22 protein-coding genes are annotated in these 20555 nt (G+C 68.0%); 6 read left to right on the top strand and 16 right to left on the bottom strand.

The features are described 5' to 3' along the window. Positions 1-666: 666 nt before the first annotated feature. Positions 667-1302: a DUF6928 family protein gene (locus tag E1261_RS08240; RefSeq protein WP_132404386.1), complete on the bottom strand. Its 636-nt coding sequence runs from the start codon at positions 1300-1302 to the stop codon at positions 667-669. Positions 1303-1375: 73 nt separating this feature from the next. Between E1261_RS08240 and E1261_RS08235 the strand changes: the two genes are divergently transcribed. Further along, on the top strand, positions 1376-1765 hold the full coding sequence (locus E1261_RS08235; RefSeq protein WP_132404383.1) for a DUF3224 domain-containing protein: 390 nt from the start codon (positions 1376-1378) through the stop codon (positions 1763-1765). Here the strand turns inward: E1261_RS08235 and E1261_RS08230 are convergent. The 10 genes from E1261_RS08230 to E1261_RS08185 form a co-directional block, all read right to left on the bottom strand. Beyond that, complete coding sequence (locus E1261_RS08230; RefSeq protein ID WP_132404380.1) at positions 1747-2334, bottom strand: dihydrofolate reductase family protein; 588 nt, start codon at positions 2332-2334, stop codon at positions 1747-1749. The two genes, E1261_RS08235 and E1261_RS08230, sit on opposite strands and share 19 nt — an antisense overlap. 2 nt (positions 2335-2336) lie before the next feature. Beyond that, positions 2337-2939, bottom strand: a complete 603-nt coding sequence (locus E1261_RS08225) for a dihydrofolate reductase family protein (RefSeq protein WP_132404377.1) — start codon at positions 2937-2939, stop codon at positions 2337-2339. A 4-nt stretch (positions 2940-2943) separates the two neighbouring features. Further along, a complete protein-coding gene (locus E1261_RS08220) occupies positions 2944-3414 on the bottom strand; it encodes an SRPBCC domain-containing protein (protein WP_132404374.1) in 471 nt (156 codons plus the stop codon). Continuing rightward, positions 3411-3749 carry an ArsR/SmtB family transcription factor gene (locus E1261_RS08215; RefSeq protein ID WP_132404371.1) on the bottom strand — a complete coding sequence of 113 codons (339 nt, stop codon included), beginning with the start codon at positions 3747-3749 and terminating at the stop codon, positions 3411-3413. The genes E1261_RS08220 and E1261_RS08215 overlap by 4 nt, the downstream gene beginning before the upstream one ends. A gap of 91 nt (positions 3750-3840) precedes the next feature. Further along, positions 3841-5343: a multicopper oxidase family protein gene (locus E1261_RS08210; RefSeq protein WP_132404368.1), complete on the bottom strand. Its 1503-nt coding sequence runs from the start codon at positions 5341-5343 to the stop codon at positions 3841-3843. Continuing rightward, positions 5340-5762 carry a hypothetical protein gene (locus E1261_RS08205; protein ID WP_132404365.1) on the bottom strand — a complete coding sequence of 141 codons (423 nt, stop codon included), beginning with the start codon at positions 5760-5762 and terminating at the stop codon, positions 5340-5342. The genes E1261_RS08210 and E1261_RS08205 overlap by 4 nt, the downstream gene beginning before the upstream one ends. Then, positions 5759-6133 (bottom strand): hypothetical protein, encoded by a 375-nt coding sequence (locus tag E1261_RS08200; protein WP_132404362.1) that lies wholly within the window; start codon positions 6131-6133, stop codon positions 5759-5761. Before E1261_RS08200 ends, E1261_RS08205 begins: the two co-directional genes overlap by 4 nt. A 102-nt stretch (positions 6134-6235) precedes the next feature. Next, positions 6236-6580: a hypothetical protein gene (locus tag E1261_RS08195; protein ID WP_132404359.1), complete on the bottom strand. Its 345-nt coding sequence runs from the start codon at positions 6578-6580 to the stop codon at positions 6236-6238. 38 nt (positions 6581-6618) lie between these two features. Further along, complete coding sequence (locus E1261_RS08190; RefSeq protein ID WP_132404356.1) at positions 6619-6831, bottom strand: hypothetical protein; 213 nt, start codon at positions 6829-6831, stop codon at positions 6619-6621. Positions 6832-6844: 13 nt separating this feature from the next. Beyond that, on the bottom strand, positions 6845-7891 hold the full coding sequence (locus E1261_RS08185) for a LacI family DNA-binding transcriptional regulator (RefSeq protein ID WP_238176078.1): 1047 nt from the start codon (positions 7889-7891) through the stop codon (positions 6845-6847). An 89-nt stretch (positions 7892-7980) separates the two neighbouring features. Between E1261_RS08185 and E1261_RS08180 the strand changes: the two genes are divergently transcribed. Further along, on the top strand, positions 7981-8685 hold the full coding sequence (locus E1261_RS08180) for a copper homeostasis protein CutC (protein ID WP_132404353.1): 705 nt from the start codon (positions 7981-7983) through the stop codon (positions 8683-8685). Beyond that, a complete protein-coding gene (locus E1261_RS08175) occupies positions 8682-8948 on the top strand; it encodes a DUF4031 domain-containing protein (protein ID WP_132404350.1) in 267 nt (88 codons plus the stop codon). The genes E1261_RS08180 and E1261_RS08175 overlap by 4 nt, the downstream gene beginning before the upstream one ends. Positions 8949-8965: 17 nt before the next feature. Here E1261_RS08175 and tuf read toward each other — a convergent pair whose 3' ends face one another. From tuf to E1261_RS08155, 4 genes are all read right to left on the bottom strand, one after another. Beyond that, entirely contained in the window at positions 8966-10153 is a 1188-nt protein-coding gene (tuf, locus tag E1261_RS08170) for an elongation factor Tu (protein WP_132404347.1), read from the bottom strand. 273 nt (positions 10154-10426) lie between these two features. Next, complete coding sequence (locus E1261_RS08165; RefSeq protein WP_132404344.1) at positions 10427-12808, bottom strand: outer membrane protein assembly factor BamB family protein; 2382 nt, start codon at positions 12806-12808, stop codon at positions 10427-10429. A gap of 214 nt (positions 12809-13022) precedes the next feature. Then, positions 13023-15281, bottom strand: a complete 2259-nt coding sequence (locus E1261_RS08160) for an outer membrane protein assembly factor BamB family protein (RefSeq protein ID WP_132404341.1) — start codon at positions 15279-15281, stop codon at positions 13023-13025. Between the two features lie 21 nt (positions 15282-15302). Next, entirely contained in the window at positions 15303-15614 is a 312-nt protein-coding gene (locus E1261_RS08155) for an ArsR/SmtB family transcription factor (protein ID WP_132404338.1), read from the bottom strand. Between the two features lie 88 nt (positions 15615-15702). On the opposite strand from E1261_RS08155, the gene E1261_RS08150 reads away from it, so the two are divergent. Genes E1261_RS08150 through E1261_RS08140 form a run of 3 tightly spaced genes read left to right on the top strand, consistent with a single transcriptional unit; the run spans position 15703 to position 19331 of the window. Next, entirely contained in the window at positions 15703-16896 is a 1194-nt protein-coding gene (locus E1261_RS08150) for an MFS transporter (protein WP_132404335.1), read from the top strand. A gap of 15 nt (positions 16897-16911) precedes the next feature. Continuing rightward, positions 16912-17922, top strand: a complete 1011-nt coding sequence (locus E1261_RS08145) for a hypothetical protein (RefSeq protein WP_132404332.1) — start codon at positions 16912-16914, stop codon at positions 17920-17922. Further along, complete coding sequence (locus E1261_RS08140; RefSeq protein ID WP_132404329.1) at positions 17919-19331, top strand: hypothetical protein; 1413 nt, start codon at positions 17919-17921, stop codon at positions 19329-19331. Before E1261_RS08145 ends, E1261_RS08140 begins: the two co-directional genes overlap by 4 nt. Here the strand turns inward: E1261_RS08140 and E1261_RS08135 are convergent. Continuing rightward, positions 19308-20543 carry a PucR family transcriptional regulator gene (locus tag E1261_RS08135; RefSeq protein ID WP_132404326.1) on the bottom strand — a complete coding sequence of 412 codons (1236 nt, stop codon included), beginning with the start codon at positions 20541-20543 and terminating at the stop codon, positions 19308-19310. The genes E1261_RS08140 and E1261_RS08135 overlap by 24 nt on opposite strands. Positions 20544-20555: the final 12 nt, after the last annotated feature.

Raw genomic sequence — 20555 nt, 5'->3', positions numbered from 1 at the left:
GGCCAGAGGTGAACGTTGCCTGGGGCTGACGGGCTTCGGGTGCTGCCAGTAGTGACGAGGCGCTATCGGCTGACCCATCAGCGGTGGCTTCTGCGGCACGTCCGATGGATCCGGAGACCGCGCCGTCCGTAGGGTCGGACACCATCCGGGGGTGTGGACAGCCTGTGGTGGGCATGAACAAGTAATGACCTGTCCACACCCACCATTCCCTGTTCAAACCCCCGGTTGCCAGCTCGGTCAGGTGCGATGCACGGTCGCCCGGCGGCGCTGGGGAGTCGTACCCCCCGAAAACGACGGGTAGAACTCCCCAGCCCCCCGCAGTACACGCCGGGCCAGCAGAGCGCCGTACCCGCGACGTCCGAAGGACACGCGCGCCTGGTGTGCGGATGTTCGGACGTTGTGATGGGGATGACGGCGAATCACCCACACATCGGGCAGGAGGGGCGAAATTAGGCCCAACAAGAGTGGTGTACGGCTAGGTGGTCGTCGGCCTGATCGTCCCCAAGCTCACGCAGCGGTTGCCTGGTGATGATGGCAGTACCTCAAGTGCCGCACCTCAAGTGCCGCAACCGCGGCCTGGTCACTGCAGCACGGTGGCGACAGGCCGCGACAGGCGGAGAGAGGCTGCGACAGGTTGCCCGCCCGGATAGGCAACGACGACCACCGTCAGCTCAAGCGGTAGCCAAGCAACATGATCTCGTGCGGCTTCGGGTCGTCGTTGTGCACTTCGCCTTCGTAGTTGAAGCCGAAGAACGTGCGCAGTGCCGCCTCGGCGAGTTCAAGGGGGTGGAACACGAACGGGAACTCGTCCTCCTTGTCCGGCTCCTCGTCTTCGTCGTACAGCGGTCGCTCTCCGGCCCAGTACGGCACCTCGAACGGGAGTGGCTCACCGAGGTCTTCCAGTACCCCAGAATCCGGGGACAGGCTCAACGCCCGCCGCAACACCCCATCCTCCCAGACCCCGTAGGCGAACCAGGCGACGACGCTGTGCATCGCATGCAGGTAGAGCGTCCGCCCCTGTGCCTCGGCCAGGAACCGACCCGGGAGGGTCGAGGGGTGATCGAGCGCGACCTCCCCCGACAGGAGCACAGTCGCCTCCGGAAACACGCCGGCGTAGACGACACCGTCCGGCGGGTTCGCGTTCTCGTCGAGGTTGCCATCCTCGAGCGGGGTCAGCGTGGCGCCCGGGTGGAGGCGCTCAACGAAGGCGCGAGTCGCTTGGCGGTCGACTGTCGGGTGTGCACGCAGTACGTCGGCTACAGGGCGGTCGGCGTACACGAGCATCCAGTCTTTGGCTCCCATGGAGAGGTTCTACCGGATCTTGTGTCGCGTTCTTACAAGTGGGGTCAGGTGTTGGCGGGCTAGGGTCCGGGGCATGTCAGAGAGTGTGGAGACGGTGGCGGCGTTCACTATTGAATTGCAACCCGCGGAAGCAGTGCTGGAGGGGACTGGGCGGTTTGACTTCAGCAAGGTGTGGACGGGTGGGATGACCGGCACGAGCACCGGGCTGATGTTGTCGGCGGGTGATCCGGCTTCCGGTACGGCGGGTTATGTGGCGCTCGAGCTGTTCCGGGGCAGTGTTGACGGGCTGGAGGGGAGTGTTGTGCTCCAGCAGTTCGGGACGATGAGTGAAGAGGCCGTCCTGTACTACGAGTTCGCCCCGGGCTCGGGAACCGGTCAGCTGGCCGGACTGGTCGGCGCGGTGGAGATCGACACGTCTGGTGGGGGCCATGACGTCCGGGTGCGCTACCGGCTGACTCGGTAGTGCAGGTGGGTCACCCGGTCGCCTTCGACGATGCGGGGGTTGTCGAGGAGGACCTGAGGGCCTGCGTAGTCGCCGAAGAACTTGCGGCCGGTGCCCATCACAACAGGGGCTAGGTTGTAGGCGATCTCGTCGACCAGGCCGGCGGCCAGGGCCTGTCCGGTCAGGTTGCCGCCGGTGATGGAGACGTCGTGGTCGCCGGCGTGGGCCTTGGCCTGGGCGACGGCTTCCTCGATGCCGTTCACGAAGGTGAAGGGTGCGTCGGGGAAGGGCCAGTCGGTGGGCGGTTCGTGGGTGACGACGAAGACGTGGTCGCCGACGGCGGGCACGCCGTTCCAGCCGTTGGTGATGTCGAACAGGCGGCGGCCGATGATGCAGGAGCGGATGTTGGGCCAGGTCTCGTTGATGTAGTCGGCACTGGCCTGGGTGACGTGGAACGGACGGCCGGGGTCCGCACCGAAGGTCTCGACCGGGCCGTTGCCGTACCAGTCGAACAGCGGTCCGACCCCGTCCTCGAGGTCTGCGACGAAACCGTCCAGTGACACGACGGCGGATGCGATGACGTTTCCCATGACTATCCCTTCAGAATCGAGTAGGTGAGGTGCTGAGCGCCCGGAGTCGACACGGACTCGGTCAGCTCGAGTGCGAACCCCGGGGCGGCGTCGGCTGGGAACAGGCGTGTGCCAGACCCCAGTACGACGGGTGCCACGTGCAGCCGCAAGACGTCGGCCAGTCCGGCCGCCAGCACCTCGTGGCAGATCTGCCCGCCGCCCATGACGACGACGTCCTTGTCGCCGGCTGCTGACAACGCCTGCGCGACCGCCGCTTCCGGACTGTCGACGAAACGGAACCGGTCGCCCAGCCGCGGGTGCTCCGGCGCGGAGTGCGTGACCACGAAGATCGGCGGGTTCACCTCGCCGGTCGGCTTCGCGCCGTACCCCAGCTCGTCGTTCCAGCCCTGCGGGCCGTCGATGATGTCGAAGAGGTTCCGGCCCTGGATCACCGCACCGGTGGCGTCGAAGGCGGCGTCCAGTACGGCGGTGTCCGCTGCGGTGCCGTGGAAGACCCACTCGTGCAGGGCCTCGCCACCGTCACCGAGCCCGTTGTCGAGACCGACGTTGGGCCCGGTGACGTAGCCGTCCAGCGACACGGAGATGTCGACGACGACCTGGCTCATCTCCTCAGCCCTCCTTGGCGACCAGCTCGGCGAGGCGGTCCATGGAGTCGTTGATGCCGTCGGCCATGCCGTACTCGACCGACATGTCCCGGCCCTCGACGGACGGGAACACGGACTGCTGGTGCAGCCGGACGCCGGTCTCGGTCGGCTCCAGGGTGAGCTTCTCGATGCACACCTGGTTCGGGGCGCCCTCCCATTCGAAGGTCTGGATGATCAGCTTGTCCTGCTCGACGTTGTGGAAGACGCCGCGGAACGCGTACTCGCCGTTCGCGTCGCGGTGCACGTAGCGGTACTTCCCACCCGGGCGGACGTCGTACTCCTGGATGTCGGCCTCCAGATCGCGCGGGCCGAGCCACTCGCCCAGCAGTTCCTTGCTGGTCATTACCTTGAATAGCTGGGCCGGGGTAGCGGCGAACTCACGGGTGACCTCGACGAACGGCGTACCGGCGGGGGTGTTGATGGTGGTGGCGTTCATTGCTCCTGCTCCTTCATGGCGTTGAGGACCGCGTCCATCCGGCGGAAGCGGCGTTCGGTTTCCAGCCGGTACTCGTCGATCCAGCTGGTCAGTGCTTCGAGCGTGGCCGGCACCAGGTGGCACGGGCGGCGCTGGCCGTCCCGGGTCCGGGTGATCAGCCCGGCGGCCTCGAGCACCTGGATGTGCCGCGACACCGCCTGGGTGGTGATCGGGAACGGCTCGGCCAGCTCGTTGACGGTGGCCGGACCACGCGACAGTCGCGCGATCATCGCCCGCCGGACCGGGTCGCCGAGTGCGGCGAAGGCCCGATCGAGCTGTCCATCGTCAACCGACATCTTTATCAACCATTCCCTTGATCAACCGATGTGTTGAATATAGGGAAAGGCTGCGCCCGTCGTCAAGTCCCCGTCGTCGAGCCCTCGGGGATCAGATCGTTTCGAAGGCCGCCATCATCGCCATGTCCTCGTGCTCGAGGTTGTGGCAGTGGATCAGGTACTTGCCCTTGTGGGCGGTGAACTTGACCAGCACCTCGACCACCTCGGCCGGCCGCACGTCCACGGTGTCCTTCCAGCCGGCGTCGTACGGGCCGGGTCCGTGGCCGCGGCGGCTGAGGACCTGGAAGGGTGCGAGGTGGACGTGCACGGGGTGGTGCACGTCGGTGACGAACGACCAGATCTCGTACTGGTCGAGTTTCACCTGGGCCTGCATGTTCACCGGGTCGAAGGCCTTGCCGTTGATCGTCCAGCCGTGGTGGCCGCCGGCGTTGCCGCGGCGGAAGCGCCACTGGCGTTTGACGATGCCTTTGGGCGCCTCGATGGCCGAGTACGTCGAAAGCTTGGCCGGGATGCTGCTGTCGTCGCTGGCGCGGCGGGTGACCTTGAACCGCAGTACTGGCGCGTTCTCGTCGAGCCGGTTGACCACAGTGACTTCGTCGCCAGGCTTGTACGCCGAGAAGTCCACGATCACGTCGAATCGTTCAGCCGGTGCGATCACCAGCGTCTCGTGCTCGACCGGCGCACCGAGTAGTCCGCCATCGCTGCCGATCTGCACGAACTTCGCCGGACCGCGGTCGAACCCCAGCTCGTACCGGCGTGCATTGGCCGCGTTCAGGATCCGCAGTCGATAGCGGACTGCGTCCACCTCGTGCACTGGCCACGGTGCGCCGTTCACCAGCGTCACGTCGGCCACAACGCCTTCCATGTAAGCCGATTCGACTCCCGGGCGGCCCTTGGCGGCAGGGTAGATGAATGAGCCGTCTTCGGCGAAGGCGCGGTCCGCAATCACCAGTGGGATCTCACGGTCGCCATGCGGCAGCGGGAGGCGGTCCTCTTCCTCATCGCGAATCAGATGCAGGCCGAACAGCCCGCGGTAGACCTGCGGTGCGGTGTAGTCCATCCGGTGGTCGTGGTACCAGAGCGTGGCTGCGCGCTGCGTGTTCGGGAAGGTGTAGATGCGGCTACCGGTCTTCACGTCGCCGCCCTGCATGGTGTGGTGACCGGAGTGGTCGTGGTGACCGCCTGCTGGCATCAGCAGGTCCAATGGCCAGCCATCACTCGCAGCGGGCGTGTGACCGCCATGGAGGTGCAGAACGGTCGGTACGTCGAGTTCGTTCACCTGCTCGACCACAGTGGTCCGGCCACTCCGCACGTCGAACGTGGGCCCGGGGAACAGGCCGTCGTACCCGAGTACTTCGGTCTTGAGGCCAGGGAGGATCTCCAGACTGGCCTTGCGCTGTACGACGCGGTACCGGTCCGGTGCGGTGGGCTTCTTGACCGGTGGGATCGGCAGCGGGACAGTGAAGGGCTCAGGGAGTTTCGCCTTGCTACGCAGGAGTTCTCCGGACTGCGCGGGGGAGGGGTCCAGCCCGCAGCTGGTCAGGGTGACGGCAGCTCCGGTGGCTGCGAGCAAGGTGCGCCGGGACAGCTTCACTGCTTGACCTCCTGGCGGCCACGGCGTGCGGCCGGACGGAACGACCAGATGGTCATCCAGATGACGACGGCGACGATCGCCGTACCGAGGGGGACGTGGACGGCGAAGTTCTGCAGGTAGCCGAAGGTGAGCTGGACGAACTCCGCCACCACGAGTACTGCGGACCACAGCAGTGGCCACGGGCGTCCACCGCCACCGAGCCAGTAGACGCCCGCGATCACCACCTGCAGGAAGCCAGTCATCCAGACTGTCGAACCGATCCGGCCATGCGCATCCATCGCGTCGACCTCACCGGCCAGGAAGTAGCCGGCCAGGATCGGCTGTGCGCCGACCAGGGCAGTGTGGAGCAGCAGGATGATGCGCAGCGCCCAGAGCGAGGCTTTGGGGCGCCGGACTCTTGGCTGGGCGGTGAGCGTCATGCTGGCACCGCCGTCCGGACAGTCCGGCGACAGATCCAGGCGGCGAAGCAGACCGACGTACCAATCAGTGCGACGCCCAGCGGAATGTGGATCGCGAGCTGCTTGGAGTAGCCCATCCCGATCTGCACGCTCTCGCCGAACAGGATCAGCGCGGAGACCAGTGCGGCGACGCCGCGGCCGCCCAGCCGCCAGTGAACGAGTGCCACCAGCAGTTGGGCGATCCCGATGAAGCTCACGGCCAGTCCGACCGGCTCATGCACCTTCAGCCCGGTCGTCGCGCCGTTCAGGTAGATGCCGATCACGATCGGCTGCACGCACATCGCCACTGCGTGCAGCACCGCGACGCCTCGTAGAACCCCCAGCCATCTCATGCTAGCCATCTCATGTAGGCAGACAATAGTAGTCTGGCTACATGTAGAGCAATCAGGTATTACCCGGACAGAGCTCTCCTACGGATCGGGGTTTGTGCTGATCTACGTGAGGTGACCGAGCGGCGCGACGGTGATGCCGGCGCGCTCGCAGACCCAGTGCGGGTCGGGGCCGAGCTCCGGCTCGATGCGGAGTTCGTGGTCGTTCAGGTCGTCGCAGGCGGTGCAGCGCGGCCAGCGGATGCGGGAGTCGACCAGGCGGTCCTGCACGTCCTGGGCGACCAGGCCGGCGATGTGTTCGGCGCCGTCCGGCCACTGGTCGAGCCACCACTGCCGCTCGGCGACCGCGTCCTCGACCACGGTCACCATGACGGCGTCGTTGAAGCCCCGCGCGGCCAGGTCGTGCAGGACCATGGCTCGCGCGGTCAGTAGTACCCCTGGCTCACTCATCGCCCTTCAGAGTGCCAGACGCCACCGACAAACCCCAGTTAACTGCCGCAGGTAGGGCTGGGGTCCAGGCGCTCAGCCAGGCGGAGCTCGCGAGCGGCGACCGATCGGAGTGCAGCGCCGAGGCGGACGCGGACGGCGGCGATGCGGCGCGACGGCTCCTCGTACGGCTCCTGGGGAGCGTTCGGAAGCGCTGATTGTGCCAGTGCGCGAGTGTTCTCGACGGCGGTGTTACCAGCGATGAAGTACGTCATGGTTGCTCCTTCCTCAGAGCGTCTTCGGTGCGGGTCCGCTACTGGAGCGGACGACCAGTTCGGTGGGCAGCATGATCTGGCGAGCAGTGGTGTCGGGGTCGAGCAGTACCCGCCCGAGCATCCGGCCCTTGTCCTTGATGGGCTGGTGAATGGTGGTCAGCCCGGCCTGTGCGGCGGCCGGGATGTCGTCGAAGCCGGTGATGGTCAGGTCGCGTCCGGGAACCAGTCCGCGCACCCGCGCCGCCTCCATCGCCCCAAGCGCCTGTACGTCGCTCAGTCCGACGATCGCGGTCGGCCTGTCCTGGGAGTCCAGCACCCAGCCGGCGCCGGCCACTCCGGAGTCGAATGAGTTGTAGCCACCGGACACCAGTCGGATGCGGGCTTCCGGCATCGCCTTCCGCAGCCCCTCGACTCTGAGTGTGGGGTTGCCGCTGGCGACCTCGTCGGGCTCCAGTTCGGTGAAGCGGCCAGGCGCCTGCGCGTTGTCGAGCAGTACGACGATGTCGCGGTGACCGAGGCGGGTCAGGTACTCACCCAGTCCGGCAGCCGCAGCCACCTCGTCGATGGCGACCCAGCTGTCCGTGTAGTTGCCGGAGTCCGTGGCTGCTGCCGGGACGCCGCGTGCGGCCAGGATGTCCAGTGCCGGATGGCCATGTGGCACGCAGAAGATCGCTGCGGCGTCGATCGCAGCCTGCTTGACGGCTGCGCTGTCGTCCTCGGTGTCGTCCCCGCCCAGCGGCATCAGCAGGAGGCTGGTGCGGAACTCCTCGGCCACCTCCGCCAGTCCGGCCAGGAAGCCGACCGCGAACGGGTCCGAGAATGCGTACGACAGCTTGTCGGTGAACAGCACCCCGATCGCCCCGGCCTTGCCGCTGCGCAGTGCGCGCGCGGAGGCGTCAGGGCCGGCGTACCCGAGCTCCTGCGCGGTCGCCAGGATCCGCTCGCGGAGCGCGGTGGAGAGCTGGTCGGGCTTGTTGTAGGCGTTCGACACCGTCGACGGCGAGACGCCCACGGCCTTGGCCACGGTCTTCAGCGTCACTCCGGCCATCTCGGCACCCACCTTCTGAATCGTTCTTCTAAATCGATCTAGAAAAACGATACAGAAGGTTCTGTGCGAGTGCAACTGTCTTTCCTGGGATGATGGCTGCCATGGCTTCGTTGCTGGAGGTGATCGCCCTGCATCCGGCGGATGCGGAGGCGGCACAAGAGGGTGGTGCGGACCGGCTGGAGCTGTGCGCGTCGATGGAGGCCGACGGGCTGTCGCCGTCGGTCTCGACGGTCAGTGCGATCCGCCGGGCGACCGATCTGCCGTTGCGGGTGATGCTGCGGCTGTCCGACTCGTTCACCACGAACGGCGCCGAGCTGAACCGGATGACCGCGCAGGCGCAGTCCTACCTGTCCGCCGGGGCGGACGGGTTCGTGCTGGGGTTCCTGACCCCGGACAACGTGGTGGACGTCGAGTCGGTGGCTGCACTCGCCAGCACGTTCGCCGGTACGCCGTGGACGTTCCACCGCGCGATCGACGCCGTACTGGAGCAGGCGGCTGCCTGGCGTGCACTGCGCTCGCTGGCCGGTCTGGACTGTGTGCTGACCGCAGGGTCGTCGCTGGGCGTCGGCCACGGGCTCGACGACCTATGCAAGCTGGCCAAGGCCGATCCGGCTGTGGCGAGCGTGATGATGGCAGGTGGCGCGCTGAAGCCCGAGCACGTGCCGTGGCTGTACCAGTCGGGCGTACGGCGTTTCCACGTCGGCTCGTCGGTCCGGCAGGACGGCTCGTGGACCAAGGCCTATGTGAACTCGCGCTTCGTCCGTTCCTGGCGCAACCTGCTCGACGCACAGGACTCCCGCGGATGATCCTGATCGACCCGCCCGCCTGGCCTGCCTGGGACCGGCTCTGGTCGCACCTGGTCAGCGACGAGTCGCACGAGGAGCTGCACGCCTTCGCCAAGGCAGCCGGCATCCCGGCCCGCGGGTTCGATCGCGACCACTACGACGTACCCAGTGATCGGTACGACGACCTGATCGCGGCCGGCGCCGTACCGGTGTCCAGCCGTGAGCTGGTCAGCCGCATCACCGCAGCAGGGCTCAGACACCGCAAACGGCCCCCGACCGGATAGATCGAGGGCCGTGCGGTTCAGTCGAGTAGCTCGGTGACTGTGCCTGCGGCGACGGTGTGACCGCCTTCGCGGACTGCGAAGCCGAGGCCGACGTTCATGGCGATCGGCTTCACCAGCTCCACGGCCAGGTCGACCGTGTCACCTGGCATGACCTGTGTGGTCGTACCGAGGTCGATGCCGCCGGACACGTCCGTGGTCCGGAAGTAGAACTGCGGCCGGTAGTCCGAGGCGAACGGCGTGTGCCGGCCACCCTCGGCGGTGGACAAAGCGTGCAGCGTGGCCCGGAACGCGCGGTGCGGACGCACCGTGCCCGGCACTGCGACCACCATGCCGCGACGGACCTCGTCCCGCTTCACGCCACGCAGCAGGATCGCTGCGTTGTCACCGGCCTGTACGACGTCCAGCGTCTTACCGAAGGTCTCCAGACCGATCGCCGTGCTGCTGATGGTCTCGCCGAGACCGACCACGTCGACCACTGAACCGACCTGCAGCGTGCCGCGCTCCACCGCACCGGTGACGACCGTGCCCCGGCCGCTGATCGTGAGCACACCCTCGATCGGCATCAGGAACGGCTCGGTCAGCTCCCGCTCCGGTGTCGGCACGTAGCTGTCGACCGCGTCCAGCAGCTCGCTGATCGCAGCGGTCCACCGGGCGTCGCCCTCCAGCGCCTTCAGGCCGGAAACGCGCACCACCGGTACGTCGTCGCCCGGGAAGCCGTACTCCGTCAGGAGCTCACGGACCTCCAGCTCGACCAGGTCGAGCAGCTCGGGGTCGTCGACGGTGTCCGCCTTGTTCAGCGCGACCACCAGGTACGGCACACCGACGCGCTGCGCGAGCAACACGTGCTCCCGCGTCTGCGGCATCGCACCGTCCTGTGCGGACACGACCAGGATCGCGGCGTCCACCTGGGCGGCACCGGTGATCATGTTCTTCACGTAGTCGGCGTGCCCGGGCATGTCGACATGCGCGTAGTGGCGGGACGCGGTCTCGTACTCGACGTGGCTGATGTTGATGGTGATACCCCGCGCGACCTCCTCCGGCGCCCGGTCGATCCCGTCGAACGCAACGAACCGGTTGGCGGCCGGGTCCTGCTCGGCGAGCACCTTGGTGATGGCGGCGGTCAGCGTGGTCTTGCCGTGGTCGACGTGACCCATCGTCCCGATGTTGAGGTGCGGCTTGGACCGCACGAACTGGCTCTTGGCCATGAGTTTTCCCTTGCTGGTCAGAAGATTCCGTGAGTCAGAACCCTCCGGCTGGCCTTCCGGCGCTGTCACCGCGCGGAAGGGGGCCGGTCACTGGCCACCCTCTTCCGCGGGTTCTGTGATCAGCAGGAAGAGGGTCGGCTATCGACTGACGCGGCAGCCCACGTGGGAGCGCCCGTCAGGCAGGTGCCTGACAGGTGCAGCTCGAAAACCACGCGGTACATGCGGATCACGGTAGGAAGTAACACGCGCTACCGCAAGGTAATTCCCAGCAGGTCAGTTGAGGGCGAACAGCCGGGTGCCGTCGGAGAAGATCGGCCGGGCACCGGCCACTGTGGTCACCGGCTTGTTGCAGGTGACCTCTTCGGAGCGGGCGACCGAGGCGGCTGTCGGGCCGGGCAGAATCGGCCGGGGCTGGATGCCGGCGGTACCGATCATCACCGGTGAGCAGCTGCCGTTCGGCTGCGGCATCAGCGTGATCACTCGCCCGTCCGGCAGCAGTGCGAAGCCGTCCCGCGGGTACCCGGGCTGCTGCAGCTTCGGTGGCACCTGCAGCAGGTGATGCCACTGCGGAGTGCCGTCGGCCGGGTTCGCCGCAGCGATGTCGTACGTCTGCGGCTGCGCTGGGTCCGTTGCGTTCCGGCAGGTGATCAGGACGAGGGACGAGTGGGTTGCGGCGAGCTGTGCGTCGCAGGACGCCGGTCCGAGCCGGGGCCGCGGCGTACCCGGCACTGGGGTGGTCCAGCTGATCCGGCCCTCGCCGACGTCGACCGACCACTGGTAGAGCGTTCCGCCCGCAGCGGCGGTCCAGATCAGACCGGAGACCTCACGGGTGTCCGGTACGGCGACCAGGTCGCCGACCCAGGTGTCCGGGTCCAGCTCGGAGCTCAGGTCGAACCGCTGCCCCAGGTCGACCTCCCAGAGCTGGTCACCGGTCTTGAGGTCCAGGCCGCGTACGACTGCGCCGTTGCCGGCACACGCGTCGACCACGATCGCCTGGTCGTTCATCAACTCGCCCTGCGTCACGTTGCAGCGCAGCTGCGTCCGCCAGTGCGTCGGGTTGCTCACGCCATGCGCGGCGACGTAGTTGCCTTCGGAGACCAACAACTGGTCCTGGTTGACCGCCAGCGCCCGCCCGTCGGTGTGAACCTCGGTGAGCACCTCACCGGTCACTGCGTTCAGTACGGCGTACGTCGGCAGGTCGATACCGGTCGGTGCGCGGTTTCCGGCGTACGGGAGGTTGGCGGCGACGATGCGGCCGTCACCGGAGACCAGTAGGCCCTTGGAACCGCTGGAGGCAGCGTCGTCGACATCTGCTCGCGCATACCGCCAGCGGATCTGGCCGGAGTTTGCGTCCGACATGACCACGCCGTCCGGTCGCAGCTCGGCCACTCCGCCCGCCGTACCGGCAATGGCACCGGCTGCCGGTACTTCGCGAGTCCAGGCGAGCGTGCCGTCGAACTGGACGGGCTGCTGAGTCGGTTCCGCAGTAGTCGTCGTACTGACTGTGTTGGCCGTCTCCAGCCGCGCCTGCACGAACGGCTCACCGGCCGACACCACGATCCACGCCAACAGCGCTCCACAGACAGCAGTGGCGGCGACACCGAGCCACTGCGGAGGAGACTGCGAGTACGGCGGTGCGCGGCGGAGCCGACGTGCCAGTGCCAGCAGGCCGCCGGAGAGAATGAGTGTGATCGACGCGAGCATGAGGTACGGCCAGCGCTCGGACATCGCGGCACCGGGCTGTGCAGCCGGCCAGCGCCACCAGCAGATCCCGACCGCGATCGCACCGACCACTGCGAACACCAGTGCCGGAATGGCTAGGAACCGCTGCTGTGAGCGTCGGAACCAAGCGCAGCCCAGTGCTGCGGCCGCTGCGGTTCCGGCGATCGGAGTCCACACCGGGAAGCCGGTGATGTCAGCAGGGTCGGCCGGCCACTTCGACGCGGCCCCGAGGCCGCGGCCGAGCAGGACCGACGCAGCCACGACCGCACCGAGCGCAGCGCCGAAGTACACGATCGGGACCAGCCCACCGATCGGCCGGGCCGCCTTAGGGCCCCAGGTGTCGAGCTCCCGGTCGAGGTTGGCGCGCGCGGCGCGCTCCCAGGCGTCGTGGCCGGCAGCGGTCGCATACAGGTCGGTCTCGGCCAGCCCCTGCAGGAACGACATCCGGCCGCGGGCGAAGTCGCGGTCGTCGATATGCGCGTACTCCTGCCGGATGCCGGCCGCGTACTCGTCGTACCGGTCCGCGGGCATGCTCAGGATGCGCAGGTCGGCGTCGCAGAGCACTGCGCCGTTCGCGTCGTCCGGGGCACAGTCGTGCTTGGCGGTCAGCCGGACCAGCCGTCCGACCTCCTCGACCTTCTCAGGCTCGACGCCGTACGCGGCGAGTTCGAGCTCGGCCAGCTGGGCCGAGACCTCTTCGTTCTCACCGGGGTCGGCCTTTGGGTCGTAGATCGCGTCGTGGAACCAGGCGGCCAGCCGGACGGTGTCCGCATCGTCGGCGGCGTCGGCGAGCTCGTCCACCGTGCGCAGAACCTCGGTCAGATGCCGCTGGTCGTGATAGTGCCGATGTTGCTCTGCGTAACGAGCCAGCAGATCATCGCCCAACGGCTGCGCGTGCGGCAGCAGGCGATTCCACTGGTCGCGCAGGTCCATGCCGAGGAGTCTCGCACCACCGGGGAGCCCGCACCGACCGTTCTCGGGCTCCCGGAGACGGTCGTGGCCAAAGCGATACCGGCTCGTCACCTCACCGCTTCGAAGGGTGCTGAGAGCATCTGAATTGCACCGTTGCAATTGCGGCGTGGGTCACAGTCCGGGCGATTCCGGCCCACGGATCGGACAGCGTCGTCCGGGCCGCGACTACGCGGAGTTAGCGCAGCGCGATGACAGCGTTGTCCCCGGTCACCAGGACCTGATTACCGACCGCAAAGGCGTCGCGACTGCAGGTGATTCCGAGGGGTAACCGGACCTGGCGGAATCCGGTCCGCTCGATGATGTTGGCCCAGCACGCCTCGGTGTCCCGGCTGAGCGAGATCACCCGGCCGTCCGGGGTGACCGTGACCTTGGCTCGTGGATCCACTCGTGCGGTGACCTGCCAGGCGGTCTGGCCGGTCGCGGTGTCGATGGCTGTGACGACGGTGTGCCGGTTCTCGACCGTGCTAGGTCCGGGGCAGTCGATGACGATCAGGTAGCGGCCGGCGGCATTCAGCAGCGTCCGGCAGGACCAGGTCTGTGGCACCGGCCAGCGCCACTTGACCTCGCCGGTCCGCGGTTCGATCGCAGTCAGAGCCTGCGGTACGTCGGAGTCCCCGCCCGGCTCGGCCACCACGACCAGTCCGCCCGCGACGACCGGACGCCGGTAGGTGTCGGTCGCAGCCTTGGTCCACAGCTTCTTGCCGGACTTGAGGTCCAGTCCGACCATCGCGTCGGGTTGGTCACCGCAGTTGCCCAGGAACGCGACCACGGTGTCCATGGAGGCGGCTGCCTCGAGGTCGGAGCAGTCGCCCGGCTCGAAGGACCACCTCTCGTGGCCGTTCGGATTGAGGCCGTGCAGCTTGTCGGAACCGTGGAGAGCGCGCTCACCGGTCAGCAGCGGCTGTGCCTGCTGGATGAGGTGGTCACGCGTCCGGCCGGGCCAGGCTGCCTTGCGCTGACCGGTGTTGGCGTCGAGCAGTAGATAGCCCACATCGGGGAACTCTGCGAGCACGTACTCGCCATCACCAGCCGCCACGATGGTCGGCCGCTCGTCCGAGTCGGACCGGCTGTAGCGCCAGCGCAGATCGCCCGTCGCGGCGTCGAGCATGTCGACCACGCCGTTCGGCCGGGGGATGGCGATGCCGTACTGAGTGCTGACCGCCTCTTCCGCACCGGCGCCGAGCGTCGCCTTGCTCATCCAGGCGATCGTGCCGTTCAGAGTGGACGGCGTGGCCAGGCCGGCCGGGCGGGGTGAGAGTTCGACTCGCTCATTCGTGCTCAGGACGTAGTTGCGCGCCAGCGGCTGGACGACCAGCAGCAGGGTCAGTGCAACGACCCCCGGTACGGCGAGCCAGGCCAACTGCTGGCCGAGGTTCCGACTGGGGAGGAAGCGTGCGGTCTTGGTGCGTAGCAAGGAGCCTGCGAGTGCAGCGCCACCCGACAGCAGCAGGAGCAGCAGTGCGGCGATCAGCAACGGCACTCGGAGACCGACACCAACCGCTGGGTTGGTCCGCGGGGCCTGTGCCCAGGCGATCAGTAGTCCGGTGACAGCAATCGCCAGTACGGCGCCTGCGATCAGACAGGCTCGTTGACTCGAACTCCGCGCGCAGCGGAACAGCACTGGTGCGCTGATGAACGCCAGCAGTGCCAAGGCGACCGGCGGCCAGCCGGGTGCCCCGGGTGCGGTCGGGATCTGCCAGGATGCGCCAGCGGCAGCGATGGCAACCACGGTGGCTCCGATGGCGCTGAACGTTGCAGTCGCGGTCAACGCGGCCTGCTGCCAGCCACGCCAGGGGGCAGGTAGTTCGCTGTCGAGTCCGGCCAGCTCAGTCTCCAGGTTGACCCGGGCGACCGGGCTGAGGCGTTGCCTGGCCAACTGGGTCCGGTAGAGGTGACCATCGAGCAGTTCGCGGATGTCGTCGTACCGCTGCTCCAGTGCGCTGCGGCGCTCACCCACATCCCGGCGTACCTCGGCCGCGTGTACGGCGTACCGGACCGGGTCGGCGGACAGGATGGCGTTGACCGCATCAAGCAGTACGTCGCCGTTCGCGTCGCGCCGGGGTGGTGCGTACGAGTCTGTCGGTGGTGCGGCCAGTTCGCCGGTCAGCCGCACCAGGCGGGCGACTTCGGCGACCCGGATCGCCGCCACGCCGTACTGCGGCAGGAGTCGCTCCGCCAACCGCGCTGATGCCTCGGCGTCCTCGGCCGGAGTGCCGCCGGGTTCGTGGACCGCGCGATGGAACCACGCAGCCAGCCGGACCGACGCAGGGTCGGTCGACAACTGGATGAGCGACTCCAGGGCGGTCAGCACGACCTCGAGGTACTGGTCGCGGTAGGCGCGCCTGTTGCGCTCGACGTACCGAGTGATCAGCTCGTCGGCGAGTTCGCCAGGACCGGGCACCAGGCCGTCCCAGCGCGCGCGTAGCTCGACCACCGGGCCAGTCTGCCAGTCGCCCTACTGGTCGGCCGACAGCACTCCGGTCAGCAGGCCCGGGTAGAGCGCGTCGAGGTCCTCGCGGCGCAGGCTGCTGATCCGCCGCGTGCCCTCGGTGTGGGTGGTCAGCACACCGGCCTCGCGCAGGGTGCGCAGGTGGTGGGCCCGGGTGGACGGCGTGACCGGCAGCTCGATCTCGCCGCAGGCGATGCCCTCCGGGGTGTCCGCGAGCGCGCGGACGATCTGCAGCCGCACCGGCTCCCCGAGCGCCTGTAGAACCGCCTCGACGCGGATCTCCGCCCGGTCCGGCTGGGGGAGCTGTTTCCTGGTCATGGGTCCATAGTACGACGAGTGTCGAAGTTCGATGAGTTTCGTAGTACGATCTTCATCGAACTATTCGATCCTCTCCGGGAAGGACCTCATGTCCGCACGGATCTACCTGCTCGGTGCTGGTGCGTTCGCGGTCGGCACCAGCGCGTATGTCGTGTCCGGCGTGCTGCCCGATGTCAGCTCCGAGCTCCACGTCTCGCTGACCGCCGCTGGTCAGCTCGCCACGGCGTTCTCCCTCGCGTACGCCATCGGTGCGCCGATCCTGGCCACGCTGACCGGCCGGTGGGAGCGCCGCACGCTTCTGATCGCTGCACTCGTTCTGGCCGCGCTGGGCAACCTGATCGCCGCCGTGGCGACCAACTACCCGGTGCTGATGGCCGGGCGGGTGGTGGCTGCGCTCGGTGCGGCTGCCTACACACCGGCGGCCACTCTGTTCGCTACCGGACTGCTGCCACCTGAGGAGCGCGGTAGAGCAGTTGCGATCGTCTTCGGCGGTCTGACGTTCGCTCTGGTGCTGGGTGTGCCGGCCGGCAGTCTGCTCGGCCCGACCCTTGGCTACAAGGGTGTCTTCGCGTTGATCGCGGTAGTAGCAGTGCTGGTTGCCGTGGTCGAGCGGACCGCGTTGCCGAAGCTTCCTGCGCCACCTGTGGTCGCACTGCGCGAGCGGTTCGCCGGACTGGCCGACCGTCGCGTTCAAATCGTGCTGGCGATGTCGGTGCTCGGAGTGCTCGGCGCCTTCAGTGTCTACATCTACATCGTGCCGCTGCTGAAGGAGACGGCCGGTCTGACCGGCAACGTCACCGGCATACTCCTGCTCGTGTACGGCGTTGGCGCAGTGGTCGGCAACCTGATCGGCGGCCGCGCCACCGACCGCTTCGGCAGTATCCGCACCCTCATCGTGCTGCTGATCGGCATCATCCTTGCCGTCAGCACGCTGGACCTGACAGCTCGCAGTGTCGTCGGTGCGGGCATCGCACTGTTCGTCTGGGGCATGTTCACCTGGGCCTTCAACCCGCCCATCCAGAACCTGCTGCTGGAGCTGGGCGGTGGACTCCTGATCGCGCTCAACGCCTCAGCGATCTACCTCGGCGCCGGTCTGTCCGCAGTGGTCGGCGGTCTGGTGATCCAGGTGGCCGGACTGCGCTACCTGCCCCCGCTGGCCGCCGTACTGTCCCTGATCGTCCTTGCGCTGACTCTGACCCTCCGACGTGACCCAGCGCTCGAAGACATCGAAGAGCTGGAGCATGTCGAAGCGGACGCAGTGGCTGCTTCGCCCTCCAGTTAGTGCAGGCTAGCGGCCATGCGATTGCTGGCCGCACTCATGCTGCTGACCACCACGATGACCGGAGCGGCTGACCCCGCCCCGGTCATCGACGGGTGGAAGAACTCACCTGTGTACGTCGATCCCACGCAGCGCGCGCTGGTCCCGGACCGGGACGCGGACGAACTGAAGTCGCGGATCGAGGGGCGTGTCCCGGCCATCCGGATCGCCGTGGTGCCGGCCGCAGTGCTCAACAACGGCGGTGGCGACAACGGTGCTGCAGCCAAGGCTTACGTGGATGCGCTAGTCGACAAGCAGGCAGCGGACGGCATCTATCTGGTCGTCTTCGGTGGTGCGCTGATCTGGGGGAGCGCGGTCGGCGTCGACACCCCGATCGGGAACATCCTGACTGAGGAGCTGGCCAGACATAGCCGTTCCGATCCAGTCGGCACGCTCAACGGGGTGCTCGACCAGCTCGACGTACCGAAGGCATCCAGTGGTCCGCCTGGCTGGATCTGGTTGGTAGGCGCCCTGGTGGTGCTGCTCGCCGGGCTAGGGCTGGTCCGGCGGTGGTGGAAGTCGCGTCCGGCCAAGGACTCAGGGCCGGCGCTGTACCGGCCGTCGTACGAGGTGCTGCCGGACGAGGCGGACACTCTGGCCGAGCGGCAGGCCTTGGCACGCGAGGATGTCACGCGGTTCGGTGAGGAACTGGATGCGGCGGACGTGCGTCTGGATGGCGTGGATACCACGGCAGATGTGCAAGCAGCACTGGATGCGTACGCCGATGCCGGACGGGTGGTCAATGGTGACCTGGACGATGACGAGCTGCTCGATGTGCGTGCCCGCGTCGAGTACGGGCGCTGGCGGCTGGCCTGTGCGCAGGCAGTGGTCGCTGGCACGCCGGCACCGCCGCGCCGGGCACGCTGCTTCTTCGATCCGGCACACGGCGTTTCGGTGACCGACTGGATGTTCACACCGGGCGGCGGCCAGCCGCGGGAGATCCCGGTCTGCAAGGCCTGTCAGGCCCGGCTCGTGAGGAGCGGACGATGAAGCGCCTAATAGCAGTACTAGCCCTAGTCGTCCTCCCGGTGCTGCCAGCCCAGGCGGCGACCACACCGGACGCCTACATGAACGAGGTGGCCGCACACCTCGGTGACGCCGGGGTGTGGGTCGACCCGGGCGTGAGCGAGCTGAGCTCGAGCGAGGTCGCCGAACTGAACGCGGCGGCCAAGAACGCGGCAGCGCCGATCCGGATCGCGGTCATCCCCGCGGAGAAGCTCAGGAAGAGCGAGTACTCCAGAAGTCTCGCCTGGGAAGGCGAGGAGCTCGCCGACCAGCTGTACGACCGGGTCGGCGTCGAAGGCGTCTACGCGGTACTGGTCGACGCGAGCTCGCAGAGCCGCGGCCGCGGCTTCCATGCGGTGCAACGGGCCGACCGCGGCCCGACGTACCACGTAGGTGACGCGGTGGACGAGGCTGTCGACTGCTGCGCGCCGAACTACGAGCGCATGCTGGAGCGCTTCATCGAGCGTGCACAGGTGATCAACAAGCCCTGGTACGTCGATGTGGCGCCCTGGGCAGGTGGAATCGCCGGAGTGTTCGCCTTGTGGTGGGGCGCGGTCACCCTTGGAGCACACCGGGAGCGACGCCGTGACGAGAAGGCGCACCTGGCAGTCACGCGGCCGATGCTCAACGAAGAGATCATCGAGCTGTCGCAGCAGGTGGCTGCGCTCCCTGCGACGAACGACCCGCAGCAGGCGAAGCTGTCCAAGGACGTGCTCGACGCAGTCGAGAAGGCACGCCACCGGTTGGATGCTGCCAAGAGCGACCCCGACGTCGAGGCAGTGACGACCCTGCTCGGTTCTGCGCGCTACGGGCTCGTGTGCCTCGACGCTGTGCGGGCGGGCAAGCCGATCCCGGAGCCGACGCCGCCGTGCTTCTTCGATCCGCGCCACGGGCCCAGTACGGCCGAGGTGCAGTGGCAGCCCGAAGGCGGCACCGAGCGGAGCGTGAATATCTGCGCGGCCTGCAAGCAGCGTGACGAAGCCGGTGAGCAGCCGCAGATCCGGATGGTTACCCTGCGGCGGGCCCCCATGCCGTACTGGTCGTTCGGTGAGGAAATGGCTGCCTATATCGATGGCTACTGGTCGCAGGGTGCGGGACCGTCCTGGTGGTTCCCCGACCAGGAAGCCCGTCGGGCCGGCCAGGACATGCGCTCGCGGTGGGGCTCCCGTCGCGCAGGTGCGCGGTTCGGACGCTTCACCTCCAGCATCGGTTCGTCGGCCAGCAACTGGTCGTCGTCCGCCGGGTCTTCCTACGACAACGACAACGACGACAACAGCAGCGGCTGGTCGAGCGGATCGAGCCGGAGACGGTCCTACTCGTCGCGTACCCGGTCCAGTGGTGGTGGCTCGTCGCGGCGGTCGTCACGTCGCTCAGGTGGGTCCCGCGGTTTCTGAGACCGACAAGGCGATCGTCAGGTCGAGAACGACCTGCGGGTCGTCCAGGCGTGGGCCGTAGAGCTGACGGAGCTGGGTCATGCGGTAGCGGACTGTCTGTGGGTGGATGTGCAGGGCTGCGGCGACGTCGTCGCGGCGTCCCAGGTGCAGCAGCCACTCGCGCAACGTCTCGGTGAGGCGGTCCGCCGTGGCTGGCCGCAGGTCCTCGAGGGGAGCTAGCACTTGGCGACGGAGATCCGCCAGAGCTGTCGGATCCGAGGTAGCGACCAGCGTGGCCAGATGGCTCTCGGTGTCGACGGACGCGTCGGCCTCCGCGGTCAGTCCGAGCCTGCGGGCGTGCAGAGCGCGCAGGTACGACGTACGGACAGTCGTCCAGGGTTGGGCGGGGCCGACGGTGGCTTGGCGGCCGCGGAGGCTCCGCAGCAGGGTGGTTCGCGCGGAGCCGTCCGCATCGGGGATCAGCAGCACGCCGACCTCGGCCGGGTCCTCTTCACCTAGCAGTTCCTCGCCGAGCTCGGCCAGGTCGTCGTCCGGGTGCAGGGTTCGTGGGTCCAGGGCGCCGAGGATGCCCCGCAGGTGTGCGCTCGGCAGGATCACGGCGGTCAGCGTCCGCGGCGGATCCCAGTCGGCTTGCTCGGCTTTGCCGATCAGGTGCTCGCTGGTGTCGCCGTGCAGGAGGCTGCGACTCAGCGCCTGCAGATAACGTTCCCGGACCCGGCCGGTGGTGGCCAGTTCGTCGGTGTGGCCGGAGACGCTCGCCGCGGAGAGTTCGTCGATGTAGGCGAAGACGAGTTCGGCGAACTTGGCCACGGTGTCGGCGGGCAGGCCGGCCTCGACCGCCGTACGGGAGAGTTCTCGCCAGGACACCCGGGCGCCGACGCGGTAGGCGGCGAGCAGGGCGTCCATGCTCCGGCCGCTGCGGGCCTCGCCGCGGCCGAGTGCGTACGCGCCTTCGAGCATGGGCGCGAGCGGCGTACCGGGTCCTCCACTGCTGGCCAGCCGGAGAAACCCGCCGAGGGCGAACTGGACCGCGCCCTCGATCTTGGCTCCCATCGGCCCGGCCAGCGCGTTGGTGTAGCCGGGGACCTCGACGATGATCGCGGTCACCGTCCGGCCGGCGATCTCCGGCAGGCGTGCGCGGAGGAGCTCGATGGCCGCTTCGCCGAGGTCGAGTTCGGCGGCTCCGCGGGCCGTCCGGCTGGTTTGTCTCATTGAGTCAGTGCC

Source organism: Kribbella albertanoniae (assembly GCF_004348455.1).
GTDB lineage: Bacteria > Actinomycetota > Actinomycetes > Propionibacteriales > Kribbellaceae > Kribbella > Kribbella albertanoniae.
This window is presented reverse-complemented; position numbering and strand designations above follow the sequence as displayed.

Excerpts from the sequence above, each read along its gene's own strand:
- E1261_RS08240 (WP_132404386.1), bottom strand. The coding sequence starts at position 1,302 with ATGGGAGCCAAAGACTGGATGCTCGTGTACGCCGACCGCCCTGTAGCC.
- E1261_RS08175 (WP_132404350.1), top strand. The coding sequence starts at position 8,682 with ATGATCCTGATCGACCCGCCCGCCTGGCCTGCCTGGGACCGGCTCTGG.
- E1261_RS08180 (WP_132404353.1), top strand. The coding sequence starts at position 7,981 with ATGGCTTCGTTGCTGGAGGTGATCGCCCTGCATCCGGCGGATGCGGAG.
- E1261_RS08225 (WP_132404377.1), bottom strand. The coding sequence starts at position 2,939 with ATGAGCCAGGTCGTCGTCGACATCTCCGTGTCGCTGGACGGCTACGTC.
- E1261_RS08205 (WP_132404365.1), bottom strand. The coding sequence starts at position 5,762 with ATGACGCTCACCGCCCAGCCAAGAGTCCGGCGCCCCAAAGCCTCGCTC.
- E1261_RS08220 (WP_132404374.1), bottom strand. The coding sequence starts at position 3,414 with ATGAACGCCACCACCATCAACACCCCCGCCGGTACGCCGTTCGTCGAG.
- E1261_RS08195 (WP_132404359.1), bottom strand. The coding sequence starts at position 6,580 with ATGAGTGAGCCAGGGGTACTACTGACCGCGCGAGCCATGGTCCTGCAC.
- E1261_RS08165 (WP_132404344.1), bottom strand. The coding sequence starts at position 12,808 with ATGGACCTGCGCGACCAGTGGAATCGCCTGCTGCCGCACGCGCAGCCG.
- tuf (WP_132404347.1), bottom strand. The coding sequence starts at position 10,153 with ATGGCCAAGAGCCAGTTCGTGCGGTCCAAGCCGCACCTCAACATCGGG.
- E1261_RS08150 (WP_132404335.1), top strand. The coding sequence starts at position 15,703 with ATGTCCGCACGGATCTACCTGCTCGGTGCTGGTGCGTTCGCGGTCGGC.
- E1261_RS08230 (WP_132404380.1), bottom strand. The coding sequence starts at position 2,334 with ATGGGAAACGTCATCGCATCCGCCGTCGTGTCACTGGACGGTTTCGTC.
- E1261_RS08190 (WP_132404356.1), bottom strand. The coding sequence starts at position 6,831 with ATGACGTACTTCATCGCTGGTAACACCGCCGTCGAGAACACTCGCGCA.
- E1261_RS08140 (WP_132404329.1), top strand. The coding sequence starts at position 17,919 with ATGAAGCGCCTAATAGCAGTACTAGCCCTAGTCGTCCTCCCGGTGCTG.
- E1261_RS08235 (WP_132404383.1), top strand. The coding sequence starts at position 1,376 with ATGTCAGAGAGTGTGGAGACGGTGGCGGCGTTCACTATTGAATTGCAA.
- E1261_RS08155 (WP_132404338.1), bottom strand. The coding sequence starts at position 15,614 with ATGACCAGGAAACAGCTCCCCCAGCCGGACCGGGCGGAGATCCGCGTC.
- E1261_RS08200 (WP_132404362.1), bottom strand. The coding sequence starts at position 6,133 with ATGAGATGGCTGGGGGTTCTACGAGGCGTCGCGGTGCTGCACGCAGTG.
- E1261_RS08145 (WP_132404332.1), top strand. The coding sequence starts at position 16,912 with ATGCGATTGCTGGCCGCACTCATGCTGCTGACCACCACGATGACCGGA.
- E1261_RS08135 (WP_132404326.1), bottom strand. The coding sequence starts at position 20,543 with ATGAGACAAACCAGCCGGACGGCCCGCGGAGCCGCCGAACTCGACCTC.
- E1261_RS08215 (WP_132404371.1), bottom strand. The coding sequence starts at position 3,749 with ATGTCGGTTGACGATGGACAGCTCGATCGGGCCTTCGCCGCACTCGGC.